11 protein-coding genes are annotated in these 13,339 nt (G+C 40.8%); 8 read left to right on the top strand and 3 right to left on the bottom strand.

Annotation, left to right across the window (positions count from 1 at the left end; all coding sequences use genetic code 11):
* Positions 1-76 precede the first annotated feature (76 nt).
* Positions 77-2,653 carry an ATP-dependent chaperone ClpB gene (clpB, locus tag BM380_RS08910; RefSeq protein ID WP_090494023.1) on the top strand — a complete coding sequence of 859 codons (2,577 nt, stop codon included), beginning with the start codon at positions 77-79 and terminating at the stop codon, positions 2,651-2,653.
* Positions 2,654-2,715: 62 nt separating this feature from the next.
* On the opposite strand, the gene BM380_RS08905 is transcribed toward clpB, so the two are convergent.
* Complete coding sequence (locus BM380_RS08905; protein WP_090494021.1) at positions 2,716-4,263, bottom strand: methyl-accepting chemotaxis protein; 1,548 nt, start codon at positions 4,261-4,263, stop codon at positions 2,716-2,718.
* Positions 4,264-4,690: 427 nt separating this feature from the next.
* Here BM380_RS08905 and gshA point away from each other — a divergent pair, with 427 nt between their 5' ends.
* Positions 4,691-6,268 (top strand): glutamate--cysteine ligase, encoded by a 1,578-nt coding sequence (gene gshA, locus BM380_RS08900; RefSeq protein WP_090494019.1) that lies wholly within the window; start codon positions 4,691-4,693, stop codon positions 6,266-6,268.
* Between the two features lie 389 nt (positions 6,269-6,657).
* A complete protein-coding gene (locus BM380_RS08895; protein ID WP_013464490.1) occupies positions 6,658-7,266 on the top strand; it encodes a transglycosylase SLT domain-containing protein in 609 nt (202 codons plus the stop codon).
* Between the two features lie 41 nt (positions 7,267-7,307).
* Here BM380_RS08895 and BM380_RS08890 read toward each other — a convergent pair whose 3' ends face one another.
* Together BM380_RS08890 and ccsA are read right to left on the bottom strand one after the other, a co-directional pair.
* Complete coding sequence (locus tag BM380_RS08890; RefSeq protein WP_013464491.1) at positions 7,308-8,576, bottom strand: HlyC/CorC family transporter; 1,269 nt, start codon at positions 8,574-8,576, stop codon at positions 7,308-7,310.
* A 61-nt stretch (positions 8,577-8,637) separates the two neighbouring features.
* Positions 8,638-9,444: a cytochrome C assembly family protein gene (ccsA, locus tag BM380_RS08885; RefSeq protein ID WP_013464492.1), complete on the bottom strand. Its 807-nt coding sequence runs from the start codon at positions 9,442-9,444 to the stop codon at positions 8,638-8,640.
* 223 nt (positions 9,445-9,667) lie between these two features.
* Here ccsA and ffh point away from each other — a divergent pair, with 223 nt between their 5' ends.
* From ffh to rplS, 5 genes are all read left to right on the top strand, one after another.
* Positions 9,668-11,047, top strand: a complete 1,380-nt coding sequence (ffh, locus tag BM380_RS08880; protein WP_090494018.1) for a signal recognition particle protein — start codon at positions 9,668-9,670, stop codon at positions 11,045-11,047.
* A 261-nt stretch (positions 11,048-11,308) separates the two neighbouring features.
* A complete protein-coding gene (gene rpsP, locus BM380_RS08875) occupies positions 11,309-11,557 on the top strand; it encodes a 30S ribosomal protein S16 (RefSeq protein WP_008114468.1) in 249 nt (82 codons plus the stop codon).
* A gap of 17 nt (positions 11,558-11,574) precedes the next feature.
* Positions 11,575-12,111, top strand: coding sequence for a ribosome maturation factor RimM (rimM, locus tag BM380_RS08870; protein ID WP_008114470.1), 537 nt, complete (start codon positions 11,575-11,577; stop codon positions 12,109-12,111).
* Positions 12,111-12,878 carry a tRNA (guanosine(37)-N1)-methyltransferase TrmD gene (gene trmD / locus BM380_RS08865; protein WP_008114471.1) on the top strand — a complete coding sequence of 256 codons (768 nt, stop codon included), beginning with the start codon at positions 12,111-12,113 and terminating at the stop codon, positions 12,876-12,878. Before rimM ends, trmD begins: the two co-directional genes overlap by 1 nt.
* A gap of 33 nt (positions 12,879-12,911) precedes the next feature.
* Complete coding sequence (gene rplS, locus BM380_RS08860) at positions 12,912-13,271, top strand: 50S ribosomal protein L19 (RefSeq protein ID WP_011327636.1); 360 nt, start codon at positions 12,912-12,914, stop codon at positions 13,269-13,271.
* The last annotated feature ends 68 nt before the right edge of the window (positions 13,272-13,339 follow it).

Here is a 13,339-nt window from a genome sequence, read left to right as displayed (position 1 = left end):
TTTCCCACAATACCTTGAACAAACCCGCTAACATACCCATCTATTAAGTAATTCGTTTTTTTATAGGTAAACCCCCATGCGTTTAGATAGATTTACAAGTAAATTTCAGTCTGCGCTTTCAGATGCGCAATCATTAGCGCTAGGTCGCGATCATCAATTTATTGAACCTGTGCATCTAATGTACGCTTTGTTAAAACAAAGTGGCTCAAGTGTACGTGCACTATTTGCACAAATGAGCATCAGCGTTGATGAACTCAACACTAAATTATCACAAGAGATAGAAAAGTTATTTAAAGTGGAAGGTGTTGGTGGCGATGTACAGTTGTCAAATAACATGGTTTCACTGATAAACCTATGTGATAAATACGCCCAAAAACGTAAAGATAAATATATTTCAAGTGAGTTGTTTGTATTAGTTGCGTGTGAAGATAAAGGCCCGCTTGGCAGTGTTTTTAAAGCACTTAACATTACTGCGAGTAAGGTTGAAACGGCAATTGAAGCGATTCGTGGTGGCCAAAAAGTTGACGATCCTAATGCGGAAGAAACACGTCAAGCACTTGAAAAGTACACCATCGATTTAACTGAGCGTGCAGAGCAAGGTAAGCTTGACCCTGTAATCGGTCGTGATGATGAAATTCGCCGCACTATTCAAGTATTACAACGCCGTACCAAAAATAACCCTGTGTTAATTGGTGAGCCAGGGGTGGGTAAAACAGCCATAGCTGAAGGGCTTGCACAGCGTATTATTAATGGTGAAGTGCCTGAGGGCTTAAAAAACAAGCGCGTATTATCACTTGATTTAGGCGCATTAGTTGCTGGTGCAAAATACCGAGGTGAATTTGAAGAGCGTTTAAAATCAGTACTTAATGAGTTGGCTAAAGAAGAAGGCCAAGTTATTTTATTTATTGATGAAATTCATACCATTGTTGGAGCGGGTAAAAGTGATGGCGCTATGGATGCGGGTAACATGTTAAAACCTGCCTTAGCACGCGGTGAACTCCATTGCGTAGGCGCAACCACTTTAGATGAATACCGTAAGTACATTGAAAAAGATGCTGCGCTTGAACGCCGTTTCCAAAAGGTATTAATAGAAGAGCCTTCAGTAGAAGACACCATTGCTATTCTGCGTGGCTTGAAAGAGCGTTACGAATTACACCATTCAGTGGAGATCACCGACCCTGCAATCGTTGCCGCAGCGCAGTTATCGCATCGTTATATTAGTGATCGCCAATTACCCGATAAAGCAATCGATTTAATTGACGAAGCGGGCTCTTCTATTCGCTTGCAAATTGATTCAAAGCCAGAAGCTTTAGATAAATTAGAGCGTCGTATTATCCAATTAAAAATTGAAGATAACGCATTGGCCAAAGAGAAAGATGAAGCAAGTCAAAAGCGCCGTACAGAAATGGTCGAGCTGATCACTGAGCTTGAAGGGCAATACCGTGAACTAGATGAAGTATGGAATGCAGAAAAAGCGTCTTTACAAGGCACGCAGGTTATTAAAGCTGAGCTAGAGCAGGCACGACTTGATTTAGAAGTGGCTCGCAGAGCAAGTGACTTGCAGCGTATGTCTGAACTGCAATATGGACGTATACCTGAGCTTGAGCGCAAACTCGATTTAGCATCACAAGCAGAAATGCAAGAAATGAGCTTGCTTAAAAATCAGGTAGGCGAAGATGAAATTGCAGAAATTTTATCACGTTGGACCGGGATCCCAGTGGCGCGTATGCTCCAAGGTGAACGTGAAAAACTATTACAAATGGAAGAGCAGTTACATAACAAAGTCATTGGTCAAGATGAGGCCGTCGTTGCGGTGGCTAATGCCATTCGTCGTTCGCGTGCAGGGCTTGCTGATCCCAATCGTCCAATTGGCTCGTTCTTATTTTTAGGGCCTACAGGGGTTGGTAAAACAGAACTTACCAAGGCACTAGCAGGCTATATGTTTGATACCGAAAGTGCCATGGTGCGTATAGATATGTCTGAGTTTATGGAAAAACACTCAGTCGCACGTTTAGTCGGTGCGCCTCCAGGGTACGTAGGTTACGAAGAAGGTGGTTATTTAACCGAAGCTGTTCGTCGTAAACCCTATTCGGTTATTTTGCTTGATGAAATAGAAAAAGCGCATCCAGATGTGTTTAATATTTTATTACAAGTCCTTGATGACGGGCGTTTAACGGATGGCCAAGGGCGTACGGTTGATTTTAAAAATACGGTTATCATTATGACCTCCAACTTGGGCTCAGATATCATTCAAGAGCAAGCGGAAAGTAATGACTATGACGAGCTTAAAGCAAAAGTCATGGGTGTTTTGCATAATGAATTTAGACCCGAGTTCATTAACCGTATTGATGAAACTGTGGTATTTCACTCACTTTCACATAGTCATATTAAAGAAATTGCAGATATTCAATTAAGTAAATTACGTCAACGATTAACAGAGATGGGGTATTTACTTGAGTTGACAGACGCTGCTCTTGAGCGAATTGCTGCCAGTGGCTTTGATCCTGTCTATGGCGCTCGTCCGCTTAAACGGGCAATACAGCAAACCATTGAAAATCCATTAGCACAAAAACTGCTTAATAATGACTTTCAACCAGGTTGTATCATTGTTATTGATGCTAACGAAGACGGCTTAGTGTTTACGAGTCGATAATCTGAGCACAGTAAAAAGCCGCTGTTTACAGCGGCTTTTTTGTTTTTATTAAAGGGAGTTGGTTAAACCTTAAAAGTCAGTAATAAATCATTCACTTTTCTTGAGCCTTCCACTAGTTCAGCCGCACCGCGCGCTACGCTAAAACTCAATTGTAAATTGTCATCCCCTAAGCCTTTAATCTTTTCAACATTACTACCAATGTCTTTACTTACAACCTGCTGCTGTTCTGCTGCGGCTGAAATATCCGTGGCGAGCTGTGAAATTTCACTAATTTGAATAAAAATACTATCAAGCTCTTGTTGTGTTTGTCCTGTCGTATTAACACAGTCATCGGCTTGTTGTTTTGTACTCTGCATGATTTTAGACCAGCTAAACAAGGTATCTTGAATTTCTTTAATTGAGCTGTGAATTTGTGCTGTGGCGTTTTGAGTACGTGACGACAGCGCTCTTACTTCATCGGCAACAACGGCAAAACCACGGCCATGCTCACCGGCGCGTGCCGCTTCAATAGCCGCATTAAGTGCCAATAAGTTAGTTTGTTCAGCAATCCCTTCTATTTCACTCATGACTTGGCCAATTTTATCTGCTTCAGAGGCAAGCCCCGTTGCTGTGGCGGCCGCTTGCTCAACTTGTACAGCTAAGTCAGACACCATTTTACTGTTATCTGCAATATGATTTTTGATATCAGAGCAGCTTTGATAAGTAATGCCCACTTTATCAGCTGTGTTATTAGTATTGTTAGAGATTTCACCAATCGTGGTACTCATTTGTGACATGGCTGAAGCAATTTGTTCTAGCTGAGTGCCTTGAGAAGAAATACCTTGCTCGGTCAACGTCGATTGTTGATCTAACCCTTGGGCAATCGTATTAAAACTCAAGGTTGAATCTTTTACCCGTCCCAGTACCGTTCTTAATTTAGCACTGAGCATCTGCTCTCTATACTCACTAATGCTGTGTGGGTGCGAGCCACTAAACACATAACGAGATACAGAGTCTGCTTGGCTTTTTTGTTGTTTGAGGGTTGCTGGTGTGATTACCAGCTCATCATAATTTAAAACTAAAATAACAATACATACTAATAAGTTAATCGCGGCAAGCGAAATTGAGCCCCATATTGCGACACTTGCTAACCAAATTAAAATTCCCGCAATGCTTAAACCTTGTCTCAATGATGTGCGTTCGCGCCAGCTGAATAATGATTTATTAGCGTTAATTTTGGCATAGAGCTTTTGTGCTCTGCGTTTTGCGCGTTGCTCTAGTTTTATTCGCACAGACTGATAACCAATCAGTTGGCCATGCTCAAAAATAGGCGTTACAAATGCATCAACCCAATAATAGCGGCCGTCTTTACATAAGTTTTTTACTGCGCCACGCCACGAATGGCCTTGTTTTAAGGTGTCCCACATTTCTTTAAATGCAGCTTTTGGCATATCAGGATGGCGAACGATATTGTGATTTTTATTTATCAGCTCATCCATCTCGTAGCCTGCGATACTACAAAACTCATGATTGGCATAAGTAATAACACCGCGTAAGTCAGTGGTTGAAACCAACTCTTGGTGTTCTTCGAAGTTAACTTCTTCATCTATTAAGCTTTGATTACGACGCATAGTGACTCTTTATCATTCTTTATTATGGCGGCTATTGTAATTACTAAAACTAATGTACGTTAGTGGTATGTGTAAAATAGCAGGAATAAGACATTTTTTTTGATATTTATATGATCTTTATCAATATTAAGCGTAATTGAATTTTTCAGTTATGACAAACTTTTAGGGTTTAATTCTATCTTATCAAAGCGTTTTAAAACGCCATGTTGTCAGCGGCGGATTATGGCAAATAATATGTAAAAGAAATTGTATATTCGTAGTGGCAATGGCAAGATTATCTTTTATAGCGTGAAACAAAGCGTGTTTAAAATCCAGTAAAAACTATATCTAATAAATTCATATAGTTTTTTCATCGTTTAATCTTGAGTAAAGGTAAAAAGACCCCATAACCTTATGATTAAGCCACTTGGCTCGAGGAAACTTTTTTTTGACAACTTATAATTTAAAAAACACGCTCAACGCGCTATCTAATGCAGATAATCAACAGGCTATTAAAGGCATTATGCGCGGTATTGAGAGAGAATCATTAAGAATTAATCACGATGGTTCTATTTCTAAACAGGCTCATCCTCAAGGTGTGGGCTGTGCGCTCACCAATGGACATATTACCACTGATTTTTCTGAGTCTTTACTTGAGTTCATTACACCGGTTAGCGAGTCATCAAAGCAAACTTTGCAGCAGCTAAAAGATTTACAAAAGTTCACCCTAGAACATATGGGCGATGAATTATTGTGGCCAATTAGTATGCCGTGCTTTATAAATCATCAAGACGATATTGTATTGGCACAATTTGGCGACTCTAACGTCGGTAAAATGAAAACCCTATATCGCGAAGGCTTGAAGAATCGTTACGGCAGTATGATGCAAGCGATTGCTGGCGTGCATTTCAATATTTCTTTTCCACAAACGCTATGGCAGTCACTGCACTCATTAAAGCAAAGTAATGCGAAACTTGAAGATTTTATATCGGATAGTTACTTGGCGTTAATTCGTAACTTTAAACGCGAACTGTGGTTAATTAGCTACATGTTTGGCGCATCACCGGCATTATGTAGTTCTTTTTTACAAGGGCGTAAAAGCGACTTACCGTTTAAAAAACTCGGTAAAGGCACTTTATATTTGGAAGTGGGCACCGCATTACGTTTAGGCAACTTAGGCTATACCAATAGCGCACAATCGTCATTACGAGTAATGTATAACTCATTAGATGAATATGTCGCAGGACTTAAAAAAGCCATAAATACGCCTTCAGATATTTACGGCAGTATTGACGATTACACCAGTGCTACGCCAAAGCAATTAAATAAAAACATTTTGCAAATAGAGAACGAGTTTTACTCGCCAATTCGTCCTAAACGTAATGCAAAAAATGGTGAAACGCCCACCGATGCATTGCTAAGAGCGGGTATAGAATATATTGAAATTCGTGCATTGGATGTTAATCCGTTTAGTGAAGTTGGCATTGATTTAGAGCAAATACACTTTTTAGATGTGTTTTTAACTTATTGTTTATTAAAAGATTCAGCGCCTATGGATTGGCAAGAGCAAACTTGTAGCACTGAAAATCTTGATACTGTGGTTAACCAAGGTCGAGAACAAGGCTTAATGCTTAATTTTAATAATGAGCAGCGCAGCCTAGAATCTTGGGGTGATGAAATATTTAGTCAGCTGAGTGATGTTGCTCAGTGGATGGATACTGCTTACGATGTTGACTACTACTCAAACACCATTAAGCGCATGGCGACTTGGATTCATGATCCGGCATTAACGTATTCTGGTCGTTATGTTGAGCAGTTAAAAGCGTCAGGGTTAGATAATGGCCACTTTGCACTCTCACTTGCTCAGAAGTACAAACAAAGCCATGAGACAGCCAGTTATACTGAATTCTCAAAGTCGTGGCTAGAGCAACAAGCGGCAGAGTCTTATCAGGCTCAAAAAGCAATTGAGCAAGCTGATAATCAATCATTTACTGCATTTTTAGATACGTATTTCAGGGTCTGTTGACCTTTGCGGATTACAATTTGTTCAAACTAGGAGCGGTTTAATCGCGGCGCGAGGTTTGTAACCTAGTGGGCTAAGTAAAAACCGAGCAACAAAGAGTAAATCGCTCCTAGGCAGAACCCGAAGGGCAGCACCTGTTTGGCATTGATGCTGCGTTATCGCCTATTTATGGGGAATAACCACACCACATAGGCTTTGCCTTGCCTAAATACCAAACAAACTGCTGCAAATGCAACCTTGAAAGGTCAACAGACCCAAGTAAGTAGCAGGCAAAAAAAAACGCAGCTCATAGTAGCTGCGTAAATATTCTTTAGGGATGAAACAATGCTGTACTGCTGCATTCATAGATTCAGACCCACACTTTTTTAAAAAGTTCAGTGAGATCTTAAAAAATGAAAAAAAATATTATTACCTTATCTTTGCTGCTCACTATAGCTGGGTGTGCAACAGCTCCCCCAAAGCAACCAGAAGATATTTGTAAAATTTTCGAAGAGAAATCTGACTGGTATTTTGATGCCAAAGACGCGCAGGAAAAGTGGGGCTCCCCAAAACATGTGTTAATGAGCATGATGTATCAAGAAAGTTCTTTTCGCCACGATGCAGCACCGCCTATGGAATACTTCTTATGGATAATCCCTACTGGTCGTGCAAGCGATGCCTATGGCTATTCTCAAGCTAAAACGCCTACTTGGTCTGATTATATTCGTGAAACAGGTAACAGTGGCGCCGACAGAGACGAATTTGAAGATGCGATTGATTTTATGGCGTGGTTTGTTTATAAAACCCATAAAGTTAATGGTGTGTCTAAGTGGGACGCCTACGCACAGTATTTAAATTATCATGAGGGATGGGGCGGTTATAAACGAGGCACCTATCGTAAGAAAAAATGGCTAATGAGCGTTGCCAATAAAGTAAAACATCGGGCAAGCCGTTATGGCGCACAGCTAAGACGCTGCGAAGATGATTTAGATAAAGGTTGGTTAGAGCGATTGTTCTTTTAGATTAGATTAAAAAGGAGCCAGCAGGCTCCTTTTTTATTGGTTTATTTTTTACGTTTGTTTGGTTGAATTTTAACTTGTTTAATCATGTTTTCTTTTACCTCAAGTACTTCAACCGGGTAGCCTGCAATACGAATACTTAAATTAGCATCGGGGATATCTTCTAAGTACTCAACAATCAAGCCACTCAATGTTTTAGGGCCGTCTAATGGGAATTCCCAGCCCATTTCTTTATTTAAGTCGCGAACGTTAGCACCGCCGTCGACAATATAAGAGCCATCGTTTTGTGTGGTTACTTCTTCACTCGGTGTCCGAGTTTGAGTGGTAGTAAAATCACCCACAACTTCTTCAAGAATATCTTCAAGAGTGACTAAGCCCTGAATGTCGCCATATTCATCAACAACAATACCAATACGTTCTTTTGATAACTGAAATTTTAGTAGCTGAGTGTTAAGCGAGGTGCCCTCAGGGATAAAGTAAATTTCACGTACCGCACGCAATAGCGAAGGCTTATCAAACTGCTCTTTAGTTAAAAGGCGAAGCGCATCACGAGAGTGAATAAAGCCAACAGCATCATCAATATTGTCGCGGTATAAAAGCACCCGAGTATGTTGAGCATGAGTAAGTTGTTTACTGATTATTTTCCAATCGTCATTAATATCAATCGCCACAATTTCATTGCGAGGGATCATAATATCTTCAACGGTAACTTGTTCTAAATCTAAAATAGAGGTCAACATACTTTGGTGACGAGCGGGGATCAGTGCACCCGATTCATTCAGCACGGTTTTTAATTCTTCTTTACTCATGCTGTGCTCATCTATTTGTGCAGCGCTAATACCAAATAAGCGCAATATACCATTGGTCATCCAGTTAACAACGACAACAAATGGGAAGAGAATTTTTAGTAACCCTTTGAGTATCACCGAACTTGGAAAAGCGACTCGCTCAGGATAGAGGGCGGCCAGTGTTTTTGGCGTTACTTCAGCGAAAATCAGCACCACAAGTGTTAATGCACCTGTTGCTATAGCAATACCTAAATCACCATACAAACGAATACCAATAATGGTGGCAACTTGGGCAGCCGCAATATTGACAAGGTTATTACCAATAAGGATAAGACCTATCAACCTGTCAGGTCGACTGAGTAATTTACTAACGCGTTTCGCAGCACGATGATTCTCTTTAGCGAGGTGTCGTAAACGAATACGGTTGATTGACATGATTCCGGTTTCTGACCCGGAGAAGTAAGCAGAAAAAAGTACCAATAAACCTAAAATGATAAACAGCGTACTTGTCGATATGTCGTCCAACGATGGATCCTTTTTTTATAAACCAATGCGTATTAAGCTAGAGTGAGCTTTCAGAGTCAAGTTAAAACTTATTTAGAACCACTTCTTGTATAAAACGGCTGCCAAAATAAGCGAGTGTGAGTGTAAATGCGGCAATCATAATACTCACTACCACCATTTTCCCTCGCCAACCTCGTTTAACATGGCCAACGGCAATCGTAGCAAAAATAGCCCAAGCAACTAAAGATAAGATTGTTTTATGAATAAACTCTTTGGCAAACATGCCATCAAGAAATACAAACCCTGTAATCAGCGCCACGCTTAATAATACTGTGCCTAAATTTAATAGTTGATAAAGTTGACGCTCTACCACCATTAGTGGCGGTAAATGGCTATGTACTATTGCTAAATCTTTACGTTTCAAACGTTTATCAATAAAGTAAAATTGTACGCCGTAAAGGGTGGCAATAATTAAGATACAGTAGGCTAATAACGACAGTGAAATATGCGCAACTAACGCAAGCTCTACATTAATGCTATGAAGTAAAACGTGATGAGGAATAAACAGGCTAGCAATAGTTAACAGGGCAGCAAAGCCGTATACAACAGGTAATAGCAGTGTCGCAGGGAACTTCAAAGAGACGGTGGTGACACAAAGCACTATTACCCAACAAGTCAGTAATGCAACATTAACAATACTTAAATCTTGGCCATCGGCTCTAAACACCGAGTTTACTAAAAGCAGCATATGCGCCAAAATAGCGACAGTGCTCAGTATTATAGTAATTTTTTGGCTTGGTCCCTGACGATGAAACAATCGCGAAAGCACGTGAGACGTTGCTAACACATAAAATAAACTGGCAATAATAGTTAAACTAATAATCAGCATTTTGCTTTGGCCACTTAATTGAAGTCAAATAATTCGTGTTCGTTATCTGGTCATTGTATTTTATAGCAACGCAAATGCATAGACCCTGTAAAAAGAAACTCAATAAGCAGCACTTCAGCACTGTATTGTATGCCACCATTTACGGTATACTATTTTCAATTGAATTTTAATAGCATCGACCTTATTAATAGAGTTGATATAAACGTCTTTTCGGAACCGTTACATGTTTGAGAACCTCCAAGAACGATTAGGTAAAACCCTAAAAAATATTAGTGGCCGTGGTCGCTTAACTGAAGACAACATTAAAGATACACTTCGTGAAGTGCGAATGGCATTTTTAGAAGCCGATGTGGCGTTGCCTGTTGTTCGCGAGTTTGTAAAGCAAGTTAAAGAGCGTGCGGTTGGTGTTGAAGTCACCAAAAGCTTGAGCCCTGGCCAAGTATTTATAAAAATTGTTCGTGAAGAACTTGAAAAAGCCATGGGTGAAGCCAACGAAGAGCTAAGCCTTAACTCACAGCCACCGGCGGTAGTGATGATGGCTGGTCTTCAAGGTGCGGGTAAAACCACCAGTGTGGGTAAGCTGGCTAAGTTTTTAAAAGAGCGCAAGAAGAAGTCTGTGCTAGTGGTAAGTGCCGATGTGTATCGTCCAGCAGCAATTAAGCAATTAGAAACCTTAGCAACAGAAGTTGATGTAGAATTTTTCCCAAGTGATATTTCGCAAAAACCAGTTGATATTGCAACTGCCGCCATTTCTCATGCGAAAAAGAAATTTATTGATGTTGTATTAGTCGATACTGCGGGTCGTTTGCATGTTGATAGCGACATGATGGATGAAATTAAAGCCTTGCATCATGCAATTAATCCAATCGAAACGCTATTCGTTGTTGATGCAATGACAGGTCAAGATGCGGCAAATACAGCAAAAGCATTTGACGAAGCTTTACCGCTGACCGGTGTGATACTGACTAAAACAGATGGTGATGCCCGAGGTGGTGCTGCTTTATCTATTCGTCATATTACTGGTAAGCCAATTAAGTTTATGGGTGTGGGTGAGCGCACTGATGCCCTTGAGCCTTTCCACCCAGACCGAATTGCTTCACGTATTTTAGGCATGGGTGATGTACTTTCATTAATCGAAGAAGTCGAGATGAAAGTAGACAAAGAACAAGCGGCAAAAGTAGCACAAAAAGTATTTAAAGGTGATGGCTTTACGCTGGATGACTTTGCTGATCAACTAAAGCAAATGAAAAACATGGGTGGCATGATGTCGATGCTCGATAAACTGCCTGGCATGCAAAACATCCCAGATGCGGTTAAAGGGCAAATGGGTGATAAAACCTTTATTCAAATGGAAGCGATTATTAGCTCTATGACCAAAAAAGAGCGTGCACGCCCAGAAATCATCAAAGGTTCGCGTAAAAAGCGTATTGCTGCGGGCTCTGGTACTCAAGTACAAGAGATCAATAAACTGCTTAAGCAATTTACGCAAATGCAAAAAATGATGAAGAAGATGAAAGGTAAAGGTGGCATGCAAAAAATGATGCGTGGCATGAAAGGGATGTTACCACCTGGCATGATGGGTGGCGGTGGTCCAAAATTTTAATAATTTAACCTTTAATACCTCCAATACGAGATAAAAAGTAATCAATAAAGAGGCAAAATGCCTCTTTATTGTTGAATAAACTATGCACAGAATAGCTTATTCATATACTTTTTCATCTTGGATCACGGTTTAATCTACTAAACTGGCTTTTTGCATCACTTCTTACTTGCATTGTTGCTAAAAACTCGTACAATTCACCGGCTCCCCATACTGGGGAGTAAATCTTATTAATGAAAACAGTCAATCTATTTAGAGGACGGTATGGTAACTATTCGTTTGCAACGTGGTGGCGCTAAAAAACGCCCTTTCTATCAAATTGTGGTTGCGGATAGCCGTTTCTCGCGTGACGGTCGCTTCATCGAGAAAGTAGGTTTCTTTAACCCAATTGCTTCAGGTCAAGAAGAAAAACTTCGTTTAGATTTACCACGTGTTGAACACTGGTTAGGTCAAGGCGCAGGTCTTTCAGATCGTGTAGCTAAATTAGTTAAAGACGCTCGTAAAGCGGCTTAATAGGCGTAAGTGTAACCATGAGTCAAGAGAACACCTCATCAATAATTGTCGTAGGAAAGCTCGGCGCCCCATATGGTATAAAGGGCTGGCTTAAGGTGCATTCATTTACTGATGATCCCCAAGGGATCTTCGATTTCAGCCCGTGGTTGATAGGGCAGCAAGGTAAATGGCAATCCTTAGAAGTGGTCGACTGGCGTCGCCACAACAAAGGCTTTATCGCTAAGTTTGCGCAAGTAAATGACAGAGACCAAGCAATGGCTTATACCAATGTAGAAATTTCTGTTGATTCAGCGCAGCTACCAGAATTACCGCAAGGTGAATTCTATTGGCGAGATCTCATCGGCATGTCGGTTGTAACTGATAAAGGTTATAACTTAGGCATTGTTGATGACCTTATGGAGACAGGCTCAAATGATGTGCTGGTTGTGAAAGCAAACAGTAAAGATGCATTTGGCCAAGCAGAACGTTTAATTCCTTTTTTAACTGATTCAGTTATTCAAGAAGTTAAATATGATGCGAAAGAAATTACTGTAGATTGGGATCCAAGCTTTTAATGAGTCAAACAAGTTCGTTGTGGGTAGGGGTTATCAGCCTTTTCCCGGATATGTTTGATGCAATTACAACGCAAGGTGTAACCGGTCGTGCTGTTAAAAATGGCTTAATCGATTTTAACTGCTGGAATCCACGTGACTATGCAACTGATAAGCATAGAACCGTAGATGATCGTCCTTACGGGGGCGGGCCAGGCATGTTAATGATGGTTGAACCATTAAAACAAGCCATTCTTGAAGCCAAACAGGCTGCAGGTGATGGTGCAAAAGTAATTTATATGTCGCCACAAGGGCGCAAATTAGATCAGCAAGGGGCTAGCGAACTCGCAAACTCTGAAAAACTGATTTTAATTGCCGGTCGCTATGAAGGTATAGACGAGAGAATAATAGAGTCGTACGTTGACGAAGAATGGTCAATTGGTGATTTTATTTTGAGTGGGGGTGAACTACCTGCCATGACATTAATTGACGCAGTAGCGCGATTAGTGCCAGGGGTTTTAGGACACAACCAGTCAGCAGAGCAAGACTCATTTTCGGATGGCTTGCTAGATTGTCCTCACTATACACGGCCAGAAACATTGGACGACAAACAGGTGCCTGCTGTATTACTCAGCGGAAACCACCAAGAGATAGCAAAATGGCGGCTTATGCAGTCATTAGGTAGAACTTGGCTTCGCCGTCCTGACTTGTTGCATAACCTAGCTCTGACTGAGGAGCAAGCGGTATTACTCGCGAAATTTCAGCAAGAGTACCAAAAAGCTTGTGGCTAGAAGACAGTTACACCTAGGAAAGTGAGAAACATAATGGCAAAAGTAAACCAAAATATTATTAAAGCGCTTGAAGATGAGCAGCTTAAAACAGACGTACCTGCATTCGGCGCTGGTGATACAGTAGTTGTACAGGTAAAAGTAAAAGAAGGTGCTAAAGAGCGTCTACAGGCCTTTGAAGGTGTTGTAATCGCTAAGCGTAATCGTGGTCTTCACTCAGCATTCACAGTTCGTAAAATCTCGAACGGTGAAGGTGTTGAGCGTGTATTCCAAACGCACAGCCCTCTTATTGATAGCGTAACAGTTAAGCGTCGCGGTGCGGTTCGTCGTGCTAAGCTTTACTATCTACGTGAGCGTTCTGGTAAATCTGCACGTATTAGAGAAAAACTTAACTAATACGCGCTGTTTATCAACGCAAAAAAACGGGTTGCAACCTTTGGGTTGCAACCCGTTTTGGTTTTAAT

Origin of the sequence: Pseudoalteromonas sp. DSM 26666 (genome assembly GCF_900116475.1) — a bacterium.
GTDB classification, from domain to species: domain Bacteria; phylum Pseudomonadota; class Gammaproteobacteria; order Enterobacterales; family Alteromonadaceae; genus Pseudoalteromonas; species Pseudoalteromonas tetraodonis.
The sequence above is the reverse complement of the archived record's forward strand: the minus strand, read 5'-3'. Positions and strand labels throughout refer to the sequence as shown.